General features: G+C 59.3%; 24 protein-coding genes. 14 read left to right on the forward strand and 10 right to left on the reverse strand.

Features of this window, described 5'->3' with window-relative positions:
• Positions 1-68: 68 nt before the first annotated feature.
• Together TX23_RS18565 and TX23_RS18570 are read right to left on the reverse strand one after the other, a co-directional pair.
• Positions 69-1,034: a FecR domain-containing protein gene (locus tag TX23_RS18565; RefSeq protein ID WP_057703447.1), complete on the reverse strand. Its 966-nt coding sequence runs from the start codon at positions 1,032-1,034 to the stop codon at positions 69-71.
• Positions 1,031-1,558: a sigma-70 family RNA polymerase sigma factor gene (locus TX23_RS18570; protein ID WP_057703448.1), complete on the reverse strand. Its 528-nt coding sequence runs from the start codon at positions 1,556-1,558 to the stop codon at positions 1,031-1,033. The genes TX23_RS18565 and TX23_RS18570 overlap by 4 nt, the downstream gene beginning before the upstream one ends.
• A 237-nt stretch (positions 1,559-1,795) precedes the next feature.
• On the opposite strand from TX23_RS18570, the gene TX23_RS18575 reads away from it, so the two are divergent.
• Together TX23_RS18575 and TX23_RS18580 are read left to right on the forward strand one after the other, a co-directional pair.
• Positions 1,796-2,035, forward strand: coding sequence for a hypothetical protein (locus tag TX23_RS18575; protein WP_057703630.1), 240 nt, complete (start codon positions 1,796-1,798; stop codon positions 2,033-2,035).
• A gap of 155 nt (positions 2,036-2,190) precedes the next feature.
• Positions 2,191-3,354, forward strand: coding sequence for a sensor histidine kinase (locus TX23_RS18580; protein ID WP_057703449.1), 1,164 nt, complete (start codon positions 2,191-2,193; stop codon positions 3,352-3,354).
• Here TX23_RS18580 and TX23_RS18585 read toward each other — a convergent pair.
• A complete protein-coding gene (locus TX23_RS18585; protein WP_057703450.1) occupies positions 3,338-4,003 on the reverse strand; it encodes a TIGR02466 family protein in 666 nt (221 codons plus the stop codon). The two genes, TX23_RS18580 and TX23_RS18585, sit on opposite strands and share 17 nt — an antisense overlap.
• Positions 4,004-4,229: 226 nt before the next feature.
• Between TX23_RS18585 and TX23_RS18590 the strand changes: the two genes are divergently transcribed.
• Complete coding sequence (locus TX23_RS18590) at positions 4,230-4,487, forward strand: DUF6429 family protein (RefSeq protein ID WP_057703451.1); 258 nt, start codon at positions 4,230-4,232, stop codon at positions 4,485-4,487.
• Here TX23_RS18590 and TX23_RS18595 read toward each other — a convergent pair.
• Positions 4,466-4,981, reverse strand: a complete 516-nt coding sequence (locus TX23_RS18595) for a GNAT family N-acetyltransferase (RefSeq protein WP_057703452.1) — start codon at positions 4,979-4,981, stop codon at positions 4,466-4,468. The genes TX23_RS18590 and TX23_RS18595 overlap by 22 nt on opposite strands.
• Positions 4,982-5,131: 150 nt before the next feature.
• Here TX23_RS18595 and TX23_RS18600 point away from each other — a divergent pair, with 150 nt between their 5' ends.
• Together TX23_RS18600 and TX23_RS18605 are read left to right on the forward strand one after the other, a co-directional pair.
• The gene (locus TX23_RS18600) at positions 5,132-5,752 is read left to right on the forward strand and encodes a LysE family translocator (protein ID WP_057703453.1); all 621 of its coding nucleotides are present in this window, start codon (positions 5,132-5,134) and stop codon (positions 5,750-5,752) included.
• A gap of 169 nt (positions 5,753-5,921) precedes the next feature.
• Positions 5,922-6,461 carry a P-loop NTPase family protein gene (locus TX23_RS18605; protein ID WP_057703454.1) on the forward strand — a complete coding sequence of 180 codons (540 nt, stop codon included), beginning with the start codon at positions 5,922-5,924 and terminating at the stop codon, positions 6,459-6,461.
• A gap of 99 nt (positions 6,462-6,560) precedes the next feature.
• Here the strand turns inward: TX23_RS18605 and TX23_RS18610 are convergent, their stop codons facing one another.
• The gene (locus TX23_RS18610; protein ID WP_057703455.1) at positions 6,561-7,775 is read right to left on the reverse strand and encodes an aldose 1-epimerase family protein; all 1,215 of its coding nucleotides are present in this window, start codon (positions 7,773-7,775) and stop codon (positions 6,561-6,563) included.
• Positions 7,776-8,152: 377 nt separating this feature from the next.
• Here TX23_RS18610 and TX23_RS28045 point away from each other — a divergent pair, with 377 nt between their 5' ends.
• Positions 8,153-8,335, forward strand: coding sequence for a hypothetical protein (locus TX23_RS28045; protein WP_157243928.1), 183 nt, complete (start codon positions 8,153-8,155; stop codon positions 8,333-8,335).
• Between the two features lie 272 nt (positions 8,336-8,607).
• Positions 8,608-9,117, forward strand: a complete 510-nt coding sequence (locus tag TX23_RS18615) for a hypothetical protein (RefSeq protein WP_157243929.1) — start codon at positions 8,608-8,610, stop codon at positions 9,115-9,117.
• Positions 9,118-9,288: 171 nt separating this feature from the next.
• Here TX23_RS18615 and TX23_RS18620 read toward each other — a convergent pair whose 3' ends face one another.
• Positions 9,289-10,182, reverse strand: a complete 894-nt coding sequence (locus TX23_RS18620) for a LysR family transcriptional regulator (protein WP_057703457.1) — start codon at positions 10,180-10,182, stop codon at positions 9,289-9,291.
• Between the two features lie 94 nt (positions 10,183-10,276).
• Between TX23_RS18620 and TX23_RS18625 the strand changes: the two genes are divergently transcribed.
• From TX23_RS18625 to TX23_RS18640, 4 genes are all read left to right on the forward strand, one after another.
• Positions 10,277-11,461: an MFS transporter gene (locus tag TX23_RS18625; protein WP_057703458.1), complete on the forward strand. Its 1,185-nt coding sequence runs from the start codon at positions 10,277-10,279 to the stop codon at positions 11,459-11,461.
• A gap of 71 nt (positions 11,462-11,532) precedes the next feature.
• The gene (locus tag TX23_RS18630; protein WP_057703459.1) at positions 11,533-12,015 is read left to right on the forward strand and encodes a VOC family protein; all 483 of its coding nucleotides are present in this window, start codon (positions 11,533-11,535) and stop codon (positions 12,013-12,015) included.
• A gap of 327 nt (positions 12,016-12,342) precedes the next feature.
• The gene (locus TX23_RS18635; RefSeq protein WP_057703460.1) at positions 12,343-13,719 is read left to right on the forward strand and encodes a pyridoxal-phosphate dependent enzyme; all 1,377 of its coding nucleotides are present in this window, start codon (positions 12,343-12,345) and stop codon (positions 13,717-13,719) included.
• The gene (locus TX23_RS18640) at positions 13,716-14,882 is read left to right on the forward strand and encodes a cystathionine gamma-synthase (RefSeq protein ID WP_057703461.1); all 1,167 of its coding nucleotides are present in this window, start codon (positions 13,716-13,718) and stop codon (positions 14,880-14,882) included. The genes TX23_RS18635 and TX23_RS18640 overlap by 4 nt, the downstream gene beginning before the upstream one ends.
• Positions 14,883-15,019: 137 nt before the next feature.
• On the opposite strand, the gene TX23_RS18645 is transcribed toward TX23_RS18640, so the two are convergent.
• Entirely contained in the window at positions 15,020-17,218 is a 2,199-nt protein-coding gene (locus TX23_RS18645; protein WP_057703462.1) for an OsmC domain/YcaO domain-containing protein, read from the reverse strand.
• Between the two features lie 164 nt (positions 17,219-17,382).
• Between TX23_RS18645 and TX23_RS18650 the strand changes: the two genes are divergently transcribed.
• A complete protein-coding gene (locus TX23_RS18650; protein WP_057703463.1) occupies positions 17,383-17,943 on the forward strand; it encodes a cysteine hydrolase family protein in 561 nt (186 codons plus the stop codon).
• 62 nt (positions 17,944-18,005) lie between these two features.
• On the opposite strand, the gene TX23_RS18655 is transcribed toward TX23_RS18650, so the two are convergent.
• Positions 18,006-18,455, reverse strand: a complete 450-nt coding sequence (locus tag TX23_RS18655) for an NUDIX hydrolase (protein WP_057703464.1) — start codon at positions 18,453-18,455, stop codon at positions 18,006-18,008.
• A complete protein-coding gene (locus TX23_RS18660; RefSeq protein WP_057703465.1) occupies positions 18,448-19,245 on the reverse strand; it encodes a nucleotidyltransferase domain-containing protein in 798 nt (265 codons plus the stop codon). The genes TX23_RS18655 and TX23_RS18660 overlap by 8 nt, the downstream gene beginning before the upstream one ends.
• Before the next feature lie 195 nt (positions 19,246-19,440).
• Between TX23_RS18660 and TX23_RS18665 the strand changes: the two genes are divergently transcribed.
• On the forward strand, positions 19,441-19,866 hold the full coding sequence (locus TX23_RS18665; protein WP_057703466.1) for a DUF2231 domain-containing protein: 426 nt from the start codon (positions 19,441-19,443) through the stop codon (positions 19,864-19,866).
• Positions 19,863-21,155 carry a PQQ-dependent sugar dehydrogenase gene (locus TX23_RS18670; protein WP_057703467.1) on the forward strand — a complete coding sequence of 431 codons (1,293 nt, stop codon included), beginning with the start codon at positions 19,863-19,865 and terminating at the stop codon, positions 21,153-21,155. Before TX23_RS18665 ends, TX23_RS18670 begins: the two co-directional genes overlap by 4 nt.
• A 30-nt stretch (positions 21,156-21,185) precedes the next feature.
• On the opposite strand, the gene TX23_RS18675 is transcribed toward TX23_RS18670, so the two are convergent.
• On the reverse strand, positions 21,186-22,094 hold the full coding sequence (locus TX23_RS18675) for a LysR substrate-binding domain-containing protein (protein WP_057703468.1): 909 nt from the start codon (positions 22,092-22,094) through the stop codon (positions 21,186-21,188).
• Positions 22,095-22,106 lie beyond the last annotated feature (12 nt).

Below are 22,106 nucleotides of genomic sequence, written 5' to 3' on the forward strand. Positions count from 1 at the left end.
TCCCCGCCCGATAAAAGTAGTGTTGTTATGAGGGGGACACGCAGCCCGGCAAAAACACGACAACTTTTTTACGTGCTCGTACGCGCCGTTACAGTCACCCAATAGGGCGTGCGGTAGTGGACGCTCACCGGCAAGGTCTGGCTGAGTGCGTGGAGAACCTGGTCGGTATCGCGCAACTGGAAGGCACCGGAAATCAGCAACCCGGCGACTGCCGGATCGCAACGCAGCAGGCCACGTCGATAACGGTCCAACTCATTGATGAAATCATCGAGGCGCATCTTTTCTGCACGCAATACACCGCTCAGCCAGTCCAGACGATGCTGCGCCAATGGTACGGAGGGCTCCACCGCCTGGTTGTTGACATAGGTCTGCCGACCGGCCGCCAGGCCCGTCATACGCCCGTCCCGTGACAGCCGCAGGCCTACCTCGGCGGTGCCCTCCAGCGCGGCGAGGAAAGTGCCTTGCGAATATTGGCGCACCAAAAAGCGGCTACCTGACAGTGCAATTTGCGCCTGGGCGGTGCTGACGATAAATGGCCGCGCGACATGCACATCGGACACCTCAATGAGCATCTCGCCGGCGATAAGGCGCACATGACGAACACTGTCGTCGTAGGCGATGTCGATAGCGCTACCGGTGTTCAAGCGGATCTGTGCGCCGTCCGGCAGATTCAGCGTGCGCTGTTCCCCCGTCGCCGTGCGCTCGTCCGCCTGCCATTCGCGCCATGGCAAGCCCCGGTATGCCGTGAGGCCTACCGGCGCGGCAGCGATCAACAATGCAAGGGTCTTGAGCGTTTGTCGACGAACCAGGTTGCACGGGCGTTCCAGCGCTGCGCGCGCGGCCCCCTCGCCAAGCTGCTGGGTACGAGCACTGAAACGCTCCGCCAGTTGCCAGGCCCGTTCGTGGTCTGGATGCAGCGCCCGCCACTCGGCGCCGGCAACATGCTCGGCGGCGCACGCGCCGCTGCTCTGCAAGCGTACGAACCAGCTGGCTGCTTCGCGAGCAATACGCCGGTCAATGGGTTTGGTATTCATGCTGCGCTCTGGCTGGCGAGCACAATACACTCCTCGAACGCCCTCGCCAGGTGGCGTTGTACCGACCGTACGCTGAGCTCAAGCCGGCCGGCGATTTCTTCCTGGGTATACCCTTCCAGTTGCGCCATCAGGAAGGCGTGCCGGGTTTTGGCTGACAACAGCGCCAGTACCTGATCGATCTCGTCGAGCGCCTCAAGCACCAGCGCCTGATGTTCCAGCGACGGAGCCACGTCTTGCGGGGCTTGCGCCAACGCCTCCAGGTAGGCCTGCTCCAGTGAGCGGCGTCGATAGAGATTGATGCTCAATCGATTGGCGACAGTGGCCAGGTAGGCGCGCGGCGTCGTGACGCTCAACGGTTCGCCGAGCCCACTGCTGAGCAACCGCACGAACGTATCCTGGGCCAGATCAGCCGCATCGGCGGCGTTGCCCAGGCGCCTGCGCAGCCAGCCACGCAACCAACCGTGGTGGTGGCTGTAGAGCTGATCGATGGACTGATGGCGACTTGCCGACGAAGTAGACTGCACGGTATGAAATAGATGCTAATGAGAATTCGTCGCATTCTATCAGCCCAGCCTCGGCCCCGTGCAAGTAAAACGTTGTGCAGACAACCAAGCCATCCTTGCCCTTTTCCTGTTCGCGCCACGTCATCGCCTCTGGCTTGAGCGCTGCGAAACTCCTTAACCTTCCTTTGGTCGATGCTTTGAAGGGGCCGATAGTGCCTCAGATGTCTTGTGTGTGTAATGAACGTTGCGGAGACAGCCATGAAAGAAGCTTTCAACGATTTGCCCGGCCCCATTAAGCGGCAGGCTGACAGAATTCTTCGCGAGATCGAACTGGCGGGGTCGATGATTCTTGCAGTGAAAGGGGGCGCCAAAGCCCAGGGGTTTGTGTTGGGAATTACCTGCTGTGAGGGGCTCAAATCAGAGCGCTGTGAGCAGTTGGCAAGCCATTTTGACAGTGTGGTGGAGCAGAAGCTGAGGTCGCTGACCCTCGGGCTTTAGCGTCAGCGGGATGAATCCTGCAGGCACGTAGATTGGATCCATGCAATCGCGCCCACGGCAGCGCTTTAAAAGCTGCGAACAACCTCCTACACTGCCGGAAATTTCCTGCATCTGCGCAGCCTTGCTCTTGTGCCCTACCCTTCAGGATTACAGACATGCGCCTGGCCGATTTCATCCTTGAGCACCTCGAACCGATTCTGCAAGCCTGGGAAGATTTCGCCAGAACCCTCGACACTCCGGGCGAGGACCTCGACAGCGTGGCGCTGCGCGACCACGCCGAACAGATGTTGCGCGCCATCGTCAGCGACTTGCGAACCAAACAGACCCGCCAAGAGCAAATCGCCAAGGCCCAGGGCCTGGCCCCGGAGGAAGAGCACGAGACCGCAGCGGAAATCCACGCCATCACGCGGTTAATGGCAGGCTTCACCATCGATCAGATGGTGTCCGAATACCGCGCCCTGCGCACCAGCGTGGTCAGCCAGTGGATGCGCCAGGTCAAGGACGGCACGCCGATCAACGTAGACGACATGATCCGTTTCCACGAGGCCATTGATCAGGCTCTCGCCGAGTCCATCGCCAGCTACTCGCGTGCGGTCGAGGCGTCGCGCAACGTGTTTTTGGGCATCCTCGGCCACGACCTGCGCACGCCGCTAGGCGCAATCCTGCTGGGTGCCGACGTGCTGAGGCGCTCACAGGAGGCAGGCCCCAAGGCGACCAAAGTGGCCAACCAGATTTACACCAGTGTGCGCCGAGCCAGCCAGATCGTCGGCGACTTGCTCGACCTGACCCGCTGCCAGATGGGACCGGGCATTCCAGTCAGAACCGCAGCTATCGACCTCACAACGCTGTGTCAGCGGGTCGTTGAAGAAATCCGCACCTTTCATCCTGAGGCGATCATCCTGTTTGATTCCAAAGCCCAGGTGCAAGGCCAGTTCGACGGTGCCCGAATGGAGCAGGTGTTCTCCAACATCGTCAGTAACGCCGTGCAGCATGGCGACACCACACGACCTATCAAGGTTGAGTTGGGGTTTCAGGAAGACTTCGCAGTATTTTCCGTGCACAACAGCGGAGAAGCGATACCTGAGGATGTGCTGCCGTTCATCTTCAACCCGATGGGCCGCTTCTCTCAGCGTACTGCCGCCAATCACGGCCCCACGGAAGGCTTGGGCCTGGGCCTGTTCATCGCCTCGGAAATCGTCGCATCCCATGGCGGATCGATTGAGGTCAGCTCTGATACCGAACACGGCACGGTGTTTCATGTGCGGCTTCCGATCGCTACACCCCTGGTCAAAGACAAACGCGTCACACACCAAAGTTGAACGCTATGGAGATCCGCGGTCGCGGACCTTCAAAGCGCCGTACCGCGTGCATCAGCCAGGACGGAAACATCACAAACGTGCCGCTGCTGGCGGCGCAGGTGCTGCTGAACCCGGCTGTCAGGCAGTCTTCCACTCTCATGCGCAGGGCCGGGTTGTAGGTCGACGCCACCATACCTCGCGGGTCGAGGAACTCCAGATCTCCCCCCACGGCGGGATCGTCCTCCCGGCCACCGGCGTCCACCCAATACACACCCGACCAAAACGCCCCCGGGTGACCGTGCAGCGCATTGCTGTGGCCTGCCTCATTCACGTTGACCCACGCATTGAGCTTCCACTCGAAACCGGGCTCGATAAAACCGTGTTGCTCGCTATGCACCGCGGTTAGCTGGGTAGCGAACTCGCAGGCAAACCTCACCAGGGCAGCGCAGGCATCCCCGCCCCACTCGGCAAAATCATGATCCGACTGCCAACCGCCGCTATTGCTGCGCTGCGTGCCATGGGCATCGGCGGCCATACGCTGGGCGATGAGGGTTTTAAGTTCCGAGTTAAGCCAGTGCGCGTCAGGATATTGAAGGCTGGCCAATGGCGTGGCAAACAGCCGCCTGATCTTGATCAACTGCGGATCCAAATTGTGATTACCGGGCTGCATCGTGGGGTTTCATCGTTATACAAGTGACTGAAAAACATACCGAATCAGCGCACGCCGGGGTGTAAACCTTTGTTAAAAACTTGAGGGTTATTGAAAGGTTTGGACAGATCGTCTACAAACTCCGAGTGGATAGGTTCAAGGCCTTAACTTACGGCAGTGTGCGCCAACGACGACGCCTTGAGGCCGACTTCGACAAGGTGTACGTAGTACAAGCGGAGTAATCACCATGGAATACGACGAGTACGACGAAAAATTGATAGAAGACGCCGTCCTGGCCCTGCTGGCCACTTTCAGTACCGTTAGCGGCAATACGTGGAAAGGCTACGACTTTCAGATAATGAACCGATTGCATGACCAAGGTTATATCTTGAACCCGGTCAACAAGAACAAGTCGGTTTGGTTGACGACGCAAGGGCAGGAGCGAGGCAGGCAACTGGCGGATCAATTGTTTGGAGCAAAGGCTCAGGTAAAGGACAATCTGTAGCGCACCTCCACCAGCGTGACACCACCCCTCTCAATCTTGAGTTCGCTGCCCGCGTCCTCGACACAACCGACCCTGCGATAAAAGCGGATGGCCCGTTCATTGCGGGCCAGAACCCAAAGCGTCAGGCAGTCATACCCCTGCTGAATCAACGCCTGCAAGCCCGCTTTCCACAGAGCCTGCCCGACGCCCGCTTGCCAATACCTGGCCAAAACATAGATGGCCATGACCTCCCCTGCATTTGCCCCGGCGGCATCTTCGTCACGGCTGGCGCCAACGGCTATCCACCCGACAATCTGCTGGTCTACCTCTGCGACCCATACGCCTGGTTCGCCCGATGCTATCGAACGAAGCCAATAGGCTTCGCGCTGAGCCAGAGTGGCTTGCAACCCGTTCAAGTAGTCGGCGGGCATCAAGTCGCGATACGCCTCTTGCCAGCTGCTGATATGCACTTGGGCAATGGCGATTGCGTCGGTGGTTAATGCTCTGCGAATCATGCGTGCGCCTTCCCTCGTGCACTGAACTTTGTCTTTGCAGTATGCCTGCGGGCTTATGACGAAATCAGTTTCGCTATGGGGCGCCGCCTCATTGCCGTCCGCGTCCGACTGCCCTTATCCTCACCGCTCCCGTCCGCCCCCGGAGCCGCCATGGACCTTGCCACCCTCGCCCTCTTCCTGCCTGCCTGCTTCGCCCTGAACATGGCGCCAGGCCCCAACAACCTGCTGTCGGTGAGCAACGCCACTCGCTACGGCTTGCGCACTGCCTGCCTCGCAGGTCTGGGCCGCTTGCTGGCCTTTGCCGGCATGATCGCCCTCGCCTCCACCGGGTTGGCGGTGGTGCTGCAAACGTCAGAGTTGTTGTTTTACGGGATCAAGATACTGGGCGCGGCGTATCTGTTTTATCTGGCGTACCAGCTATGGCGTGCGCAACCACAGACAGCCTCACAAACAGCCGCTCACAAGGTCGGCTTATGGGCCCTGGCACGGCAGGAGTTTCTGGTGGCGGCCGGCAACCCGAAAGCCATCCTGATCTTTACCGCTTTCCTGCCGCAGTTCGTGGTGCCCGGCCACCCCATCACCGCACAGTTCGCCGTGCTGGGCGCGATGTTCCTGGCCCTGGAATGGATCGCCATCAGCGCCTACGCCTACATGGGCCTGCATATGCGCCGCTGGTTTGCCGAGCCAAGGGGCAAGCGCATCTTCAATCGTTGCTGCGCAGGGCTGTTGTCAGCGGCGGCGGCAGTGTTGTTAACGGCGCGCAGGGCTTAACCCAACGCCTGTAGGCGCGAGCTTGCTCGCGAAAACCGCCAACGTTGGCACGGGCCGCCTGAATAAAACGCGGCGTTCCAGGGATTTGCGCGAGCACGTTGACGCAGACAGGCATTGCCGTAAAATCACCGCCCCAAAAATTCAGCGTACACTGCGAGAGGGAGTCTCAATGCGACGGGTGATGATTGTGGGTCAACCTGGGTCCGGCAAAAGCACTTTGGCGCGCAAGCTTGGTCAGTGCACGGGTTTGCCGGTGGTTCATATCGACACTATCCACTGGCAACCAGGGTGGATCGAACGCAGCCGCGCCGCGAAGACGCAGCTTTGCCTTGAGGTCGAGGCCCGTGAATGCTGGATATTTGAAGGCGGCCATTCATCCACTTGGGACAACCGGCTGGCCCGCGCAGACCTGTTGATCTGGATTGACCGTTCGGCGACGCTTCGATTCTGGCCCGTATTGCTGAGGACGCTGCTCAGACGCGGTCAGGCTCGACCAGACCTGCCCGAGAACTGCCCCGAGCGACTGGCGAACCTGCCGGAGTTTTTTAGATTCATGTGGCAGACCAAAAAATCAGCGCGAGTTCAGATGCGACAACTCGTGGATGCTGCGCCAACCACTTGCCGTGTGGTTCATCTGCGGTCCAATCGGGATACCCGGATTTTTCTTGCAAGCATTGGACGTTCTACTGGCCAGACAACACCCGATTGATCGTCGGCTGACGGCTTCACTCCGTCGTTAATGTTGCAGCACCCCGCATAAGCGTGGGTGCTCAACATCAATAACATCGCAATGATGCTCCAGGCGGCGTCATTCCTTGGTCAAATCAACCAACGGCGTCTGCCGCACCTCAGTCTCACGCCCATCCTGAATTTCGCTGACCTGCTTCAAAGCCTTATCCACAGCGGCCTTGTCCGCCAACAGGCTGTAACTGATGCGGAACTGCTTGTGTTCCTTGGGCCCGATTGTCGGCACCAGATTCAGTGGCCGCTGATAACGGCGGTTGTAGGAAAAACTAGTCCCCGGCTCCAGCCCCGTGACATAACCCTGGCCTTGAGTGTCGGTGTTTTTCCAGAGGGAAAACACCGGCAGCGTCTGCGTATTGAAGCCGACCGAAACGCCCAGGCTGCCGGCCTTGTTATGCAGCACAGTCAAGGTATCGCCCTTGGCATCGGCATACGGCACCACGTTGTAGACCGTTTCGTCGTAGTCCTTGGTGGGTGCGCGATAGGTTTGCCAGTCAGCCAATTCGCCCTTGGCCTTGTCATTGAACGGCGACACCTGCTTCACCGGCGCGACAAACTGTGCGCCCTGCTCCAGGAACGGCGTGCTGAAGTTACTGTGATACAGCGCCTGGTATTCCTTCGGGTAGTCGCCGTTGTTGGTCAGGGTGTCGTTGAGGGCAAACACCACACTGCCGGGTTGAGTGACCAGTTCGGTCGCGACAGAGAAGTCGACCTTCTTGAACGCCTGCTCTTTCAGCTCACCGCGCAGAGTGATGGCATACGGTGGTTTTTCATCGATATGCAGCGTGACTTTGTTCGCAGGAATATTCGCCGCCCGACCGTGCAGGGTCAGCAGTTCGCCGTTGTCGATGCCGGGGTGGCCGACCCACTCATAGCCGCAGCGGGTCACCAACTCATTGAAACCTTCCAGCCAGCCCAACCCACCACGGCCATTGAGCTCGATAAACGAAGGATTGACCACCTCTTTGACCGGCGAATCCCAACCCATCCGCACATCGCCGACCGAAGCCTGCAACACGTTCATACCGCGAGTCGGCACCACCGAAAGCTTCATCGTGCCGTTATCGATATCAACAATGCTCACCCCCTCCTGCCGACCGCCGTGCAAGGTGCGCAGGGTGACGCTGAAGGGTTTGTCGGTTCGTATGCCGAGTTGCTGGCTGGTGACCTGCCAGTTCTGGGCAGCTTTGTCAGTGTCGAGCAGGACGTAATCCCAGGCCATGGCGTGGGAGGCAGCGGACAGTGCGCTGAGGGCAACGAGGAGTTTTAGCGGGGTCATGGCGGTCGCCTTTCTTGGAGTTGTGTGCGGTTTATAAACTCGATGAAACGTTTCAGCAAGCTTAAATAGCGAGATGAAGCAGGGAAAATCGAGAAAATCTTGAGGTAAATCGAAAGTAAGGGGGACTGCCATCCGGGGATGGGTGGAGCGAAAAAAAGACGGATATACGCCCCTGGATAATAAGTTCACCCTTCTACTTTTTTCCAAACTGCTCATAGACATGAGAACGACAAGTTCGTAACCTACACAGCATATTTTGCTTTCGCTTGAGCATATACTGCGCACCCAACAATAAAAAAGCGACTTCAGCGATTACTTATGAAGAAAACAAAGATGCGACGTATCTGTCGCCTAATTATTGAACGCAAGGAGGCAAAGTGGAACCATCTGAAGAAAGCGTGAGACAAAGATTAATTGATCGACTTTTAGAACTAGGCTATCCAAAGTCATCAATACTGCTTGAAGTAAGTTTTGCAACGAGCAAAGCCGCCAAAGCAAAAAAATTGATCTTGCCATTAAAGACCCAAACACAAATCAGCTTCTGGCGATATTTGAAATAGGCAAGAATTTAAAAAATCTAGAGCACACTATCACACAAGCAATAACATACGCCAAGCTACTACCTAAAGAGATCCAAGTATTTATATACATACTCAACAACGAAACTGAAAGTGCATTCTTAGTAAACACAAAAAATGGTGATGCATCCCAAGTATTCGACTTACCATCTTACGACTCCCTAAAAAACATTGATCTAACATTACACTCACGCTATGCCCCCATCAAATCCAACAAATCAAGGGCTAGAGCCTGGTCAACTATGATAGCAGGGATGACCTCATCTATTGCTGCGGTCGCAACTATAGCTATGCTTTTCGGTTTAATTTCAGATAACAAAAAAACACTGAGCAATGGCGATTTAACCGAAAAACTCACTGAGCTAGAGGCCGCAAACAAAAAACTGGACCTCGAAATAAAATCACTCAACACAGAAGTCAAAGGATTGGTAGTCAGCGTCAAATCTATATCTAGCATCCCAAATGAACATGGCTGGAAAATTGAAGCCGAGCTACTGAGCGCCAAGTTAGGTGACACGGCTAAACAGCTTGAAGCCCTTGAAGCGGCAATTACAGAAAACCCGGCCAAGGCTCTCGCCGTACCAATATTGAGGAAAGACTTAAACAACGCTGAAAAATCTATCAGGTCAGAGCTAACACAGACCAAGTCTGAAATCGATAGAATGTATGATCAGAACAAATGGTTCATAGGGCTGATGTTTACCATCGCACTGAGCGTTTTGGGCATGGCTGCGAGTACCTTTTTGAATAGAAAAGACAGTTGACATCGAACTTTATTAAAGCTCTCAACAAGCAGTTCCGACCCGCTACAGAGCGGGTCTATTGTTTCATTTTTATTGTGCCATTCATAAACAACTTGCTCCGTAAACTTGAACTCCATTCTTGGCCGGACTTGCGGTCCTCTCATCCTAGCGCCACGTTCACCAATCCCTTCCTCAACCCCCACACCTCTCCACCAAAAAATCCACAAACGCCCTCACCCTCGCCGGCATCGCCCCTCCCCCCACAAATACCGCATGAATCGGCTCCACATCCCCAGGATTAAACTCTTCCAGCAACACCACCAACTCCCCCCGCATCACCTCCTCCACCACACTAAACGCCCCAATCCGTGCAATCCCCGCACCCAGCGTCGCCAACTGCGCCAATGCCTCACCACTATTGCCCTCAATCGTCCCCGCCACCTTCAACGAAAACTCACGCCCGTCCACCCGAAACGGCCAATCCGGCGCCGCTCGGCGGAAGTTGAAGCGCAGGCAGTTGTGCTGGAGTAGATCCTGCGGCATCACCGGGGTGCCATGTTTTGCCAGGTACTCCGGTGAGGCGACGATCACCTGGCCGGTGGAGCCGATATGCCGGGCAGTCAGGGGGCTGTCGGCGAGGGGGCCGAAGCGGATGGCAACGTCAGCCTGGCCGCCGAGGATGTCTACGACTTCATCGCCGAGCATCAGGTCGACGACGATGGCCGGATAGCGGGCGCTGAAGGCGGCGATCAGCGGGACGATGGTCATGCGGCCATGGGCCAGTGCCGCGCTGACCCGCAGGCGGCCGCGCGGGGTGCCCTGGTCGGTGATGGCGTCTTCGACTTCGGCCATGTCTGCGAGGATGCGCCGGGCGCCGCGCAGGTAGGCTTCGCCTTCGGCGGTGAAGGTGATGGCGCGGGTGGTGCGCAGCAGCAGTCGGGTGCCGATGCGCTTTTCGGTACGGGTGATGATGCGGCTGATGGACGAGGGCGTCAGCCCCAGGGCTCGCGCCGCGCCCGACAAGCTGCCGTGCTCGGCGACCATGGCGAACACTTCCATCTCCCCTGACCGACCACCTATATCCATTTGTGCCTCCTGCGCAAAGCTGTAGTTCCCAAGCGAGGGCTACTGCTTGAAAAGGCTGGATTGTAGCATTCGGCACACAGATGAGGAGTCAGCCATGCGTATCAATCCACCCCTTGTAGCCTTGTCCATCGGTGCCTTTGGCATCGGGGTCACGGAGTTTGCACCCATGGGCATGTTGCCCGGTATCGCCGCCGATCTTGGCGTATCCATTCCCGCCGCCGGGCTGTTGGTGAGTGCCTATGCCATGGGCGTGCTGATCGGCGCGCCGATCATGACCCTCGCCACGGCGAGAGTGCCGCGTCGTTATTTGCTGATCGGGCTGATGGCGATTTTTACCCTGGGTAATTTGTTGTCGGCACTGGCCACCAACTACCAGACGCTGATGATCGCCAGGCTGGTGACGTCGCTGAACCATGGAGCGTTTTTCGGTATTGGTTCGATTGTGGCAGCCAGTGTGGTAGCGCCGGAGAAACGCGCGGGAGCGGTCGCGGCGATGTTTCTCGGGCTGACCCTGGCGACCATTGGCGGCGTGCCGCTGGCCACCTGGTTTGGCGAGAACTTCGGTTGGCGCACGGCGTTCTGGGGTATCAGCGGCCTCGGCGCGGTGGTGATGGCAGCGCTGTGGTGGGCGTTGCCTAATGCACCCGCGCCTAAAGGTGGCAGCCTGATGGCGGAAATCCGCGTGCTGGGTCGCGGGCCGGTGCTGGCAGCGTTGGCGCTGACAGTGGTGGGCTCCAGTGCGATGTTTACGGTGTTCACGTACATCGCGCCGATTCTGCGCGACGTCACCCACGCCTCGACCAACTTCGTCACCGGGATGCTTGTGCTGTTCGGTATCGGCCTGACCCTCGGCAACGTGTGGGGCGGCAAGTCGGCCGACCGTTCGGTGGACCGCACCTTAATCACCTCGCTGGTGGTGTTGATTGCCGTGCTGCTGGCCTTCTCGGTGCTGATGCAATGGCCGCTGCCTGCTGCCGTGTCGATCCTGTTATGGGGCGCTGCCAGTTTTGCCCTGGTACCGCCGTTGCAGATGCGTGTGATGGAGGCAGCTAAAGATGCGCCCAACCTGGCTTCGGCGATGAACATCGGCGCGTTCAATTTTGGCAATGCGATTGGTGCGGCATTGGGGGGCGCGGTGATCAACGCCGGGCTGGGCTACCCGGCTATTTCCCTGGCCGGTGCAATCATGGCTGGGCTCGGCTTGATGATGGTGCTGGGTTTGGGTTGGCGCTCGCGGCGTGCGGACTCAGCCACTCGTCAGCACGCTGTAGAAGTCTGAGCGCCCTTACCACCGCGCGGTTATTCCTGTGGTCTAGACTTCATGCACCTTCCAACCCGAGGAGCCTTGCGATGAACAACAAAAATACGATCTGCCTCTGGTACAACGGCGATGCGCTGGAGGCCGCGACCTTCTATGCCAACACCTTCCCTAACAGCGAAGTGAAGGCCGTGCACTATGCGCCTGGCGACTACCCGGCGGGTAAACAGGGCGATGAACTGACCGTGGAATTCACTGTGCTGGGTATCCCCTGCGTCGGCCTCAATGGCGGCCCGATGTTCAAGCACAGTGAAGCGTTTTCCTTTCAGGTGTCCACGGATGATCAGGAGGAAACTGACCGTTTGTGGCATGCCATCATCCACAATGGCGGGCAAGCAAGCGCCTGCGGCTGGTGCAAGGACAAGTGGGGGCTGTCGTGGCAGATTTCGCCACGGGTGTTGGTCGATGCGGTCACCAGTAAAGATCCGGCCGTGGCCAAGCGTGCGTTTGAGGCGATGATGACCATGACCAAAATCGACATCGCTACCATCGAAGCCGCCATCGTCGGGAACTGAACTGTGGGAGCGCTCAAGCCTTAGCGAGGCCGCGATGGCGGTGGGTCAGCCAACATAGATGGCGACAGCACCACCGCCATCGCAGGCAAGCCAGCTCCCACATTTGGATCGCGTGGCGTCAGGCACATAGAGGTCGGCAATCCTACAAGCCAGCCCCCTCCGTTGGTCTTCAGCGCAATCCTGGATTGCGCGCCCTCCCCCATACGCCAAAAAAAGTCATACAACGGACCGTCCGGTTGCGACACGGGCAATAGCGGCCTATGTTTCAAGCCATGCTGTTTTTTTGCTGTCCCCCACCCTGTGCCCATCCCGTAACCAGGTGACGACATGCCCACCCTATCCCGCCCTGCCGTACTTGAGCTGACCGGCAACACCCCGCTGGTCAAGGTCAGCCGCTTCGATACCGGGCCTTGCACGCTGTTTCTAAAGCTTGAATCACAAAACCCTGGCGGCTCCATCAAGGACCGCATCGGCCTGGCCATGATCGACGCCGCCGAGCGCGATGGCCGCTTGCGGCCTGGCGGTACCATCATTGAAGCCACCGCCGGCAATACCGGCCTGGGCCTGGCGCTGGTGGGCCGGGCCAAGGGTTATCGGGTGGTGTTGGTGGTGCCCGACAAGATGTCCACAGAAAAAGTGCTGCACCTGAAGGCCATGGGCGCCGAGGTGCATATCACCCGCTCCGATGTGGGCAAGGGCCATCCGGAGTATTACCAGGACGTGGCGGCACGGTTGGCCAAGGATATTCCGGGGTCGTTCTTCGCTGATCAGTTCAACAACCCGGCCAACCCGCTGGCTCACGAAACCAGCACCGCGCCGGAGATCTGGGCGCAGACCCAGCATGATGTCGATGCGATTGTGGTCGGCGTCGGCTCGGCCGGCACCCTCACCGGCTTGACGCGTTTTTTCAAGCGTGTGCAGCCAGAGCTGGCAATGGTACTGGCCGACCCGGTCGGTTCGGTGATGGCCGAATACAGCCGCAGCCGCCAGCTGGAAACGCCCGGTTCCTGGGCCGTGGAAGGCATCGGCGAAGACTTCATCCCCTCGATTGCCGACCTGTCCAGCGTGCGCCACGCCTACTCCATCAGCGATGAAGAGAGCTTCGATCACGCCCGCCAATTGCTCAAGGCCGAGGGCATTCTTGGCGGCTCGTCCACCGGCACCCTGCTCGCCGCTGCCTTGCGCTACTGCCGCGAGCAAACCGAGCCCAAGCGCGTGGTGACCTTTGTGTGCGACACCGGCACGCGTTATCTGTCAAAGGTCTATAACGACCAGTGGATGAACGACGCCGGCCTGTTGCAGTACAAGCACTACGGCGACCTGCGCGACCTGATCGCCCGCCGCTTCGAAGACGGCCGCGTAATCAGCGTAAGCCCCGACGACACCTTGCTCACCGCGTTCCAGCGCATGCGCCTGGCGGATGTGTCGCAACTGCCGGTGCTGGTAGACGGTCAACAATTGGCGGGCGTGATCGACGAATCGGATATTCTGCTGGGCCTGCACCATGACGCGGCGGACTTTTCCATGACCGTCGCCAGCGCCATGACCGACACGTTGCACACCCTGCCTCCCAGCGCCAGCCTGGCCCAATTGCAGGCGGAACTGGATCGCGGCCTGGTCGCCATTATTGCCGACGCCTCGGGCTTCCACGGCCTGATCACCCGCGTCGACCTGCTTAATCACCTACGGAGATCCCTTGCATGAGTCAGCCCGATAAAAGCGCGTTTGCCACCCGTGTGATCCACGCCGGGCAGTCACCCGACCCGACCACGGGCGCGCTGATGCCGCCGATCTACGCCAACTCCACCTACCTGCAAGACAGCCCCGGCGTGCACAAGGGCTTTGATTACGGACGCTCCCACAACCCCACGCGTTTTGCCCTGGAGCGTTGCGTGGCCGACCTCGAAGGCGGCAGCCAAGCGTTTGCATTTGCCTCGGGGCTGGCGGCGATTTCCACTGTGCTCGAACTGCTCGATGCCGGCGCGCATATCGTCTCGGGCAATGATCTGTATGGCGGTACCTTCCGGCTGTTCGACAAGGTGCGCCAGCGCAGCGCCGGGCACCGCTTCAGCTATGTCGACCTGAGCGACTTGTCGGCGTTTGAGGCGTCATTGCAGGACGACACGCGCATGGTCTGGGTCGAAACCCCAAGCAACCCGCTGCTGAGCCTGACCGACCTGCGCGCCGTCGCGCGTATCTGCCGGGCCCGCGGGATTATCTGCGTGGCCGACAACACCTTCGCCAGCCCCTGGATCCAGCGCCCGCTGGAGCTGGGTTTTGACATCGTGGTGCACTCCACCACCAAGTACCTCAATGGGCATTCCGATGTGATCGGCGGTATCGCCATCGTCGGCGACAACCCTGAACTGGCCGAACGCCTGGGCTTCCTGCAAAACTCCGTGGGCGCCATCGCTGGGCCTTTCGATGCCTTCCTGACCCTGCGCGGGGTAAAGACCCTGGCGCTGCGCATGGAGCGTCATTGCAGCAATGCCCTGGACCTGGCCACCTGGCTGGAGCAACAGCCGCAGGTATCGCGTGTTCACTACCCAGGCTTGAAATCCCACCCCCAGCATGAGTTGGCGAAACAGCAGATGCGCGGGTTTGGCGGGATGATTTCGGTGGATTTAAACAGCGACCTGGCCGGTGCAACGCGCTTCCTGGAAAACGTCAAAATCTTTGCCCTGGCCGAAAGTCTCGGGGGCGTCGAAAGCCTGATCGAACACCCGGCGATCATGACCCATGCGAGCATCCCGGCGGCGACGCGGGCGCAGTTGGGGATTGGTGATGGGTTGGTGCGATTGTCGGTGGGGGTTGAGGATGTGGAGGATCTGCGCGCAGATCTGGCGCAAGCCTTGGCCCACATCTGACTCAATTTTTCCGGACGGCCTTATGTGGGAGCTGGCTTGCCTGCGATGCAGACACCTCGGTGTGTCTGTTACACCGCAGTGATGCTATCGCAGGCAAGCCAGCTCCCACACAAGCCCAGTCCCACAAGGGGCGTGTATCAGCCTTGGGTGACGTTGGCCCGCGCCGCATGCAGCTTCTTGTAGCTGTCGATCAAGCGCAAATGCCGGTCCAGCCCTTCCAGCTTCATGCTGGTCGGCGTCAACCCGTAGAACCGCACCCTGCCGTCCACCGAGCCGATCACCGCGTCCATGCGCTCATTGCCGAACATGCGTCGGAAATTAGCCTCGTAGTCAGCCAGTTCCAGGTCATCATCCAGTTCCATCTCCAGCACCGCATTCATCGCCTGGTAAAACAGGCCGCGCTCGACGGTGTTGTCGTTGTACTGCAGGAACATCTCCACGCATTCCTTGGCTTCTTCATACTGCTTCAAGGCCAGGAAGATCAGCAGTTTGAGCTCCAGGATAGTCAACTGGCCCCACGCGGTGTTGTCGTCGAACTCGATGCCGATCAGCGTGGTGATGTCGGTGTAGTCGTCCAGCTCGCTTTCAATCAGGCGCTCGACCAACGCTTGCAATTCGTCCTCGTCAAGGCGATGCAAGTTGAGGATGTCTTCACGGAAGAACAGCGCCTTGTTGGTGTTGTCCCAGATCAGGTCGTCTACCGGGTAGATTTCCGAATAGTCCGGCACCAGGATGCGACAGGCCGTGGCGCCCAGGTGTTCGTACACCGCCATGTAGGACTCTTTGCCCATGCCTTCGAGGATGCCGAACAGGGTCGCGGCCTCCTGGGCGTTGGAATCTTCGCCATGGCCGGAGAAGTCCCATTCCACGAACTCGTAATCCGACTGTGCGCTGAAGAAGCGCCACGACACCACGCCGCTGGAGTCGATAAAGTGCTCGACGAAGTTGTTCGGCTCGGTCACCGCCTGGCCTTCGAAGGTCGGCTGCGGCAGGTCGTTCAAGCCTTCGAAGCTGCGGCCCTGCAGCAGTTCGGTGAGGCTGCGTTCCAGTGCCACTTCCAGGCTCGGGTGCGCGCCGAACGAGGCAAACACGCCACCGGTGCGCGGGTTCATCAAGGTCACGCACATCACCGGAAATTCACCGCCCAGGGATGCATCCTTGACCAGTACCGGGAAGCCCTGGGCCTCCAGCCCCTCAATACCGGCGAGGATGCCAGGGTATTTAGCCAACACCTCGGCAGGTACATCCGGTAGGGCGAATTCACCTTCGATGATTTCTCGCTTCACCGCCCGCTCGAAAATCTCAGACAGACACTGCACCTGGGCTTCGGCCAGGGTGTTGCCGGCGCTCATACCGTTGCTCAGGTAGAGGTTCTCGATCAGGTTGGACGGAAAATACACCACCTCGCCATCGGACTGGCGCACGAACGGCAGCGAGACAATGCCGCGGGCTTCATTGCCCGAGTTGGTGTCGAACAGGTGCGAACCGCGCAACTCGCCCTCGCGGTTGTAAATCTTCAGGCAGTAGGCATCGAGGATTTCACTCGGCAGCTTATCGTCGGGGCCCGGCTGAAACCAGCGCTCATCCGGGTAATGCACGAACGGCGCATTGGCCAGTTCTTCGCCCCAGAACTGGTCGTTATAAAAGAAGTTGCAGTTGAGCCGCTCGATAAACTCGCCCAGCGCCGACGCCAGTGCGCCCTCCTTCGTTGCGCCCTTGCCGTTGGTGAAGCACATCGGCGAATGCGCATCGCGGACATGCAGCGACCAGACGTTAGGCACGATATTGCGCCACGAGGCGATCTCAATCTTCATGCCCAGGCCGGCAAGGATCGAAGACATGTTGGCGATGGTCTGCTCCAGCGGCAGGTCCTTGCCGGCGATGTAAGTGCCCGCTTCGCAAGTCGTGTTTGGCATCAACAACGCCTGTGCGTCGGCGTCGAGATTTTCCACCTGCTCAATCACGAACTCCGGCCCGGCCTGCACCACTTTCTTCACAGTGCAACGGTCGATGGAACGCAGGATGCCCTGGCGGTCCTTGTCAGAGATGTCGGCCGGCAGCTCGACCTGGATCTTGAAAATCTGGTTGTAGCGGTTTTCCGGGTCTACGATGTTGTTCTGCGACAGGCGAATATTCTCGGTGGGAATATTGCGCGTCTGGCAGTACAACTTCACAAAGTACGCCGCACACAACGCCGACGAAGCCAGGAAGTAATCGAATGGCCCCGGTGCCGACCCATCGCCCTTGTAGCGGATGGGCTGGTCGGCAATGACCGTGAAGTCATCGAACTTGGCTTCAAGCCGAAGGTTGTCGAGAAAGTTGACCTTAATTTCCATGCGGGCACACCAGAATAACGAGCTAAACAAATTGGCCGCCATTATGAAGCGTTTCGCCGGGAAGTCTCAGGGTTTTGCGTGTGGGCTGCCGATCGGTGGTAACGTCCGCCCTGTGGGAGCGCGTTGCGCCAGTTGGATAATGTTCACCACTGCCAGGACAGGCCATGGAACCGATAGCGACGAACGCCGCATTGCTGATCATCGATATGCAAAAAGGCATGGCCGATCCTGCCCTTGGCCGCCGCAACAACCCAGACGCCGAACTGCGCATACAACATCTGCTTAATGCCTGGCGCCAGGCGCAACGCCCGATCATCCATGTGCGGCATATCTCCCGCTCTGGCGCTTCGGTGTTCCGGCCAGGCCAGCCAGGCTGTGAGTTTCAGGACGCGCTGCACCCGCTGACCCACGAGCATGTGGTGGAGAAAAACGTACCGGACGCATTTACTGCCACGGGCCTGGAGCGCTGGTTGCACATGCGCGCGATCAAGCAACTGGTGATCGTTGGGGTCATCACTAACAATTCCGTGGAATCCACCGCACGCTCGGCCGGCAATCTGGGGTTCGACGTGATCGTGGCGGCGGATGCCTGTTTTACCTTCGATCAAGCCGACTTGTCGGGGCGGCTGTGGGCTGCTGAAGATGTACACGCGCTGTCGCTCAGTAACTTGGCGATGGACTATGCCCGGGTGTTCCAGACGAGTGAAATCCTGGCCAGTCATTAATTAGCACAACAGACATCCATCAGGGTAAACGCACGGTGGCGACCGCTTGCAGGCCTGAGCGGTTAAAACACCCCGGCATCCTCCAGCATTTGCGGCAACGCCTGCGGCCATACCGTATCGCTCGTCGCGTGCAACGCTTCTGCCGACCACCAGCGATGATCCGCCATTACCTGGGTCTCCTGTAGCGTCCACTCGGCCCTGGATAACGCTTCGCTGGGCGCATGCACAACGAAGTACTGCTCAACCGCCAGCACCGTTTCGCCGCAGGGTAGCATCAAGGTCACGTTACGCTTTGCTACACACTCCCCGACGCTGCTCACCGTGATTCCAGTCTCTTCGCGCAACTCACGAATCGCGGCGCTGTAAAAAGTCTCCCCTGCCTCCACACCACCGCCCGGCGTGGCCCAGTAATCCTGGCCGGCCAGGGCGCCGTCTTTATGCACGAAGCGAAATAGCAACACTTGCCGTGCAGGGTTTATGACCAGTAATCGTGCGGCTTCACGTTCACGCATCTGATTGATTCCTTTCTATAAGTGCCGAAACCATCCAACTCAAAAACGCCCTTAGGCGTGTAGCAAACGCCTCGCCCTCGGCGCTCGGGTTGCGTGCCTCAAACAGGAAGTAGGCGATTTGCACACGCATATTCGGGTAATGCTGAACAAACAGCCCGACGTACTCTTCCAGGGTGTGCGGCCACATTTGCGCATCGTCTGCACGCAAAGTGTGGGTAGCCCGGATCAAGGCCCGCGATGCTTCACGCTGCAGACGATGGCGTGTGTGCTCAGTGCTGGCCTGTTCGATACGCACGAGATACGCCGTGAGCGCCTGCTCGAAATCACCATTGACCGCCACCGCAATAGCCCGGGACGGGCGAAAGGCTTTGAAGTGCTGTGACAGGTCTTCGCCCCAGACACAGCGGCAATGATGTTTGAGCCAAAAGCCCCAACTGTTTCGGTTTTCGGGCGCCAACACCTGGGCGCGATGGCCGATATCGAAGTCGATCTTGGTGACGCTCGGATGCCGTTGTTCCAAGACGAGTCTGGCCGACTCCAATTGCTCAAGCACGGGCGCATCCGCTGGTTCGATCAGTATCAGCGAAAGGTCAAGGTCGGAAACTCCGGCCTCGGCCTGGCCCCGTGCGACGCTGCCATACAGATAAATCCCGTGCAGCCCAAGCGCGGGCTGAGACAGGGTGGCGCAGATGTCCGCCAGCAGCGGTTGAAACTCGGGTTGTATAGGGGCTTCGGTGACGGTGAGGATATAGCCGTCGGCATCGATGCCCGCGGGTTGTAGGGTGGGCATAAAGCATTTCCTAATGTCGAGCGCGGGAGGATGCGTCATGTCGCAACCGTCGTAAACACATCAACAGAATCCTGTTGGCAAAACATCTCGGCACGCCCTCCCAGTGAACTTTCTTGCAAGTGCCATGCTCCTTTCCTATGCGAAGTCAGCGCGCCCTGACTCCAGGGTGCAGAACGATAAGGAGCCGCCACCACCATGACTACCCTACCCACCTACCCCGTCGTCAGACCTGGCCCGCTGCATGGGACCTTGCTGGCCGGCACCGTGCCGTTGTTTCTCGGCGCCTTGCTCAGTGATATCGCCTACGGCCAGAGTTATCAGATTCAATGGGCCAACTTCGCCTCCTGGCTGATCGCCGGCGCGCTGGTGTTCTGTGGTTTTGCCCTGCTGTTTGCGCTGGTCAACCTGGTGCGTGCCGAACACAAGGGCGGGCGCCCCGTGGCGTATTTCCTGCTGTTGCTGGCCACTTGGGTGCTCGGGCTGGTCAATGCCTTCCAACACGCCAAGGACGCGTACGCCATGATGCCTGCCGGCCTGGTGCTGTCGGCCATCGTCACCGCCCTGGCGATCATCGCCACCTGGATCGGCTTGACCAACCTGCGCTCAGGAGCTGCCCGATGAAACCACTCAACACATTGACCGTGCTCAGCGCAGCTCTGCTGCTGAGTGCCTGTGGCGCCGAAGGTGACAAGACCCAGGCCCGCGGCCCCGACCCCAAGCTGCCCGAACAACAAAGCAGCCTGCTGCCAAGCATGAAGATCGCCGAGCCCACCCCGTGGGGCGAGCAAAAGCCCAAGGTGCCAGAAGGCTACAGCGTGACCGCCATCGCCACCGACCTGGCCATCCCGCGTCAGACCCTGGTGCTGCCCAACGGCGACATCCTCGTGGCCGAAGGCCGTGGCGGCAGTGCGGCCAAGCTCAAGCCCAAGGACGTCATTGCCAGTGTGATCAAGGCCCAGGGCAACACCAAGGTCAAAGGCGGCAACCGCATTACCCTGCTGCGCGATGCCGACGGTGACGGCACCTATGAACTCAAGACCATCTTCGCCGACAACCTCAACGCCCCCTACGGCCTGGCCTACGCCGACGGCAAACTGTATGTGGCCAACCAGGACGCATTGGTACGTTTTGACTACGCCGACGGCCAGACCAAGGCCAGCGCCCCGCCGGTCAAAGTCACCGACCTGCCGGCGCAGATCAACCACCACTGGACCAAGTCATTGGCTATCAGTGACGACGGGCGCCAACTGTATGTAGGCATCGGCTCCAACAGCAATATCACCGAGCGCGGCATGGAAGTGGAGATTGACCGCGCCATGGTCTGGCAGATCGAAGCGGCCACCGGTGCGCACAAGCCCTATGCCACCGGCCTGCGCAACCCGACGGCGTTGACCATCCAACCGGGCTCCGGGCAACTGTGGACGGTGGTCAACGAACGCGATGAACTCGGCCCCGACCTGGTGCCAGACTACCTGACGTCAGTGCGTGAAGGTGCCTTCTACGGCTGGCCCTACAGCTACTGGGGCCAGAACGTCGACCCACGCGCACAACCGCAGAACCCGGCCAAGGTGGCCTCGGCGATCAAGCCGGATTACAGCCTGGGTTCCCACGTGGCCGCACTGGGGGTGGATTTTTCCATCCCGGCCATGGGTGAACAATTTGCCGAGGGTGCGTTCGTCGGCGAGCACGGCAGCTGGAACCGTGATGCGCCGGTGGGCTACAAGGTGATCTTCGTACCGTTCAGTAACGGCAAGCCGGCGGGCGAGCCCATCGACTTCGCCACGGGTTTTCGCGGTGACGATGGCAAAACCCGTGGGCGCCCGGTGGGCGTGACGGTAGACCCCAAAGGCGCACTGATCATTGCCGACGACCTGGCCAATACCGTTTGGCGCGTCACCCGAAATAAATAAGCGGGTGTGACAGGGGCGGCGACGTCCCTGTCAGTCGTCCTTGTGCAATTGCGCTTCAAGCCAGGCCAGCAATGCAGCCACTTCCTCCCGACTGCCCGCACCGTGCTGCCTGTAGACCGAAATAGCCTCGGGCAAAAACACGCTTTCAGCACATGGGCGCACCAGCGCCCCACTCTCAATCAACCTGCTGGCCGTGCGACGCCAACCCATGGCGACACCGTGCCCTTCCACCGCCGCCTGCAACATCAGCGGGTAGCTGTCGAAGGTGACACTGCGTGCATCTTTGGCCAACTCCCGCCCGAACCCTTGCAGCCACTCATCCCACTCCATCAAGTGCGGAGGTTCAGAGCTATGGTGCAAAAAGGTGCAGGGCTGTAACTCGGCAAGCGATAACGGCTGCTGCGGACACAGGTAGGCGGGACTGCACACCGGAAACACTTCATCAGAAGCGGTAAACATCAGCGTGTGGGCGCCACTGGCGCGCCGGGTACTTTGCAGGGCCACATCGAAGTGGCCGTCGAACTGCGTGATGGGCCGCGTACAGGTCACCACCTGGATCTCAACCTGCGGGTATTGCTGGTGGAAAGTCGACAGGCGCGGCATCAACCAATAGAACGCCTCGCACAATTGGCACAACAGCACCACCCGATTGCGTTGCGGTGCCGCGCGCAGTTGAGCCGCGCCATCACTGATGCTTTGCAACGCGGCGCTGACCACCCGCCCCAGCTCGCGCCCCTCTTGGGTCAGGAATACCGCGCGGTTGCGCCGACTAAACAGTTTCACCCCCAGGTTATCTTCCAGCCCGCGAATCTGTCGGCTGACAGCGGCCTGGGTGATGTGCAACTCATCGGCCGCCCTGGAAAAACTCTCCAGGCGCGCGGCGGCCTCAAACGGCAACAGGCTGGCGAGTGGCGGTAGGGTTTTGCCAAGTAGATTCATAATCTGAGGTAA

Origin of the sequence: Pseudomonas paralactis, assembly GCF_001439735.1 — a bacterium.
GTDB classification, from domain to species: Bacteria; Pseudomonadota; Gammaproteobacteria; order Pseudomonadales; family Pseudomonadaceae; genus Aquipseudomonas; species Aquipseudomonas paralactis.

Excerpts from the sequence above, each read along its gene's own strand:
- TX23_RS18565 (WP_057703447.1), bottom strand. The coding sequence starts at position 1,034 with ATGAATACCAAACCCATTGACCGGCGTATTGCTCGCGAAGCAGCCAGC.
- TX23_RS18575 (WP_057703630.1), top strand. The coding sequence starts at position 1,796 with ATGAAAGAAGCTTTCAACGATTTGCCCGGCCCCATTAAGCGGCAGGCT.
- TX23_RS18580 (WP_057703449.1), top strand. The coding sequence starts at position 2,191 with ATGCGCCTGGCCGATTTCATCCTTGAGCACCTCGAACCGATTCTGCAA.
- TX23_RS18585 (WP_057703450.1), bottom strand. The coding sequence starts at position 4,003 with ATGCAGCCCGGTAATCACAATTTGGATCCGCAGTTGATCAAGATCAGG.
- TX23_RS18590 (WP_057703451.1), top strand. The coding sequence starts at position 4,230 with ATGGAATACGACGAGTACGACGAAAAATTGATAGAAGACGCCGTCCTG.
- TX23_RS18595 (WP_057703452.1), bottom strand. The coding sequence starts at position 4,981 with ATGATTCGCAGAGCATTAACCACCGACGCAATCGCCATTGCCCAAGTG.
- TX23_RS18600 (WP_057703453.1), top strand. The coding sequence starts at position 5,132 with ATGGACCTTGCCACCCTCGCCCTCTTCCTGCCTGCCTGCTTCGCCCTG.
- TX23_RS18605 (WP_057703454.1), top strand. The coding sequence starts at position 5,922 with ATGCGACGGGTGATGATTGTGGGTCAACCTGGGTCCGGCAAAAGCACT.
- TX23_RS18610 (WP_057703455.1), bottom strand. The coding sequence starts at position 7,775 with ATGACCCCGCTAAAACTCCTCGTTGCCCTCAGCGCACTGTCCGCTGCC.
- TX23_RS18615 (WP_157243929.1), top strand. The coding sequence starts at position 8,608 with ATGACCTCATCTATTGCTGCGGTCGCAACTATAGCTATGCTTTTCGGT.
- TX23_RS18620 (WP_057703457.1), bottom strand. The coding sequence starts at position 10,182 with ATGGATATAGGTGGTCGGTCAGGGGAGATGGAAGTGTTCGCCATGGTC.
- TX23_RS18625 (WP_057703458.1), top strand. The coding sequence starts at position 10,277 with ATGCGTATCAATCCACCCCTTGTAGCCTTGTCCATCGGTGCCTTTGGC.
- TX23_RS18630 (WP_057703459.1), top strand. The coding sequence starts at position 11,533 with ATGAACAACAAAAATACGATCTGCCTCTGGTACAACGGCGATGCGCTG.
- TX23_RS18635 (WP_057703460.1), top strand. The coding sequence starts at position 12,343 with ATGCCCACCCTATCCCGCCCTGCCGTACTTGAGCTGACCGGCAACACC.
- TX23_RS18640 (WP_057703461.1), top strand. The coding sequence starts at position 13,716 with ATGAGTCAGCCCGATAAAAGCGCGTTTGCCACCCGTGTGATCCACGCC.
- TX23_RS18645 (WP_057703462.1), bottom strand. The coding sequence starts at position 17,218 with ATGGAAATTAAGGTCAACTTTCTCGACAACCTTCGGCTTGAAGCCAAG.
- TX23_RS18650 (WP_057703463.1), top strand. The coding sequence starts at position 17,383 with ATGGAACCGATAGCGACGAACGCCGCATTGCTGATCATCGATATGCAA.
- TX23_RS18655 (WP_057703464.1), bottom strand. The coding sequence starts at position 18,455 with ATGCGTGAACGTGAAGCCGCACGATTACTGGTCATAAACCCTGCACGG.
- TX23_RS18660 (WP_057703465.1), bottom strand. The coding sequence starts at position 19,245 with ATGCCCACCCTACAACCCGCGGGCATCGATGCCGACGGCTATATCCTC.
- TX23_RS18665 (WP_057703466.1), top strand. The coding sequence starts at position 19,441 with ATGACTACCCTACCCACCTACCCCGTCGTCAGACCTGGCCCGCTGCAT.
- TX23_RS18670 (WP_057703467.1), top strand. The coding sequence starts at position 19,863 with ATGAAACCACTCAACACATTGACCGTGCTCAGCGCAGCTCTGCTGCTG.
- TX23_RS18675 (WP_057703468.1), bottom strand. The coding sequence starts at position 22,094 with ATGAATCTACTTGGCAAAACCCTACCGCCACTCGCCAGCCTGTTGCCG.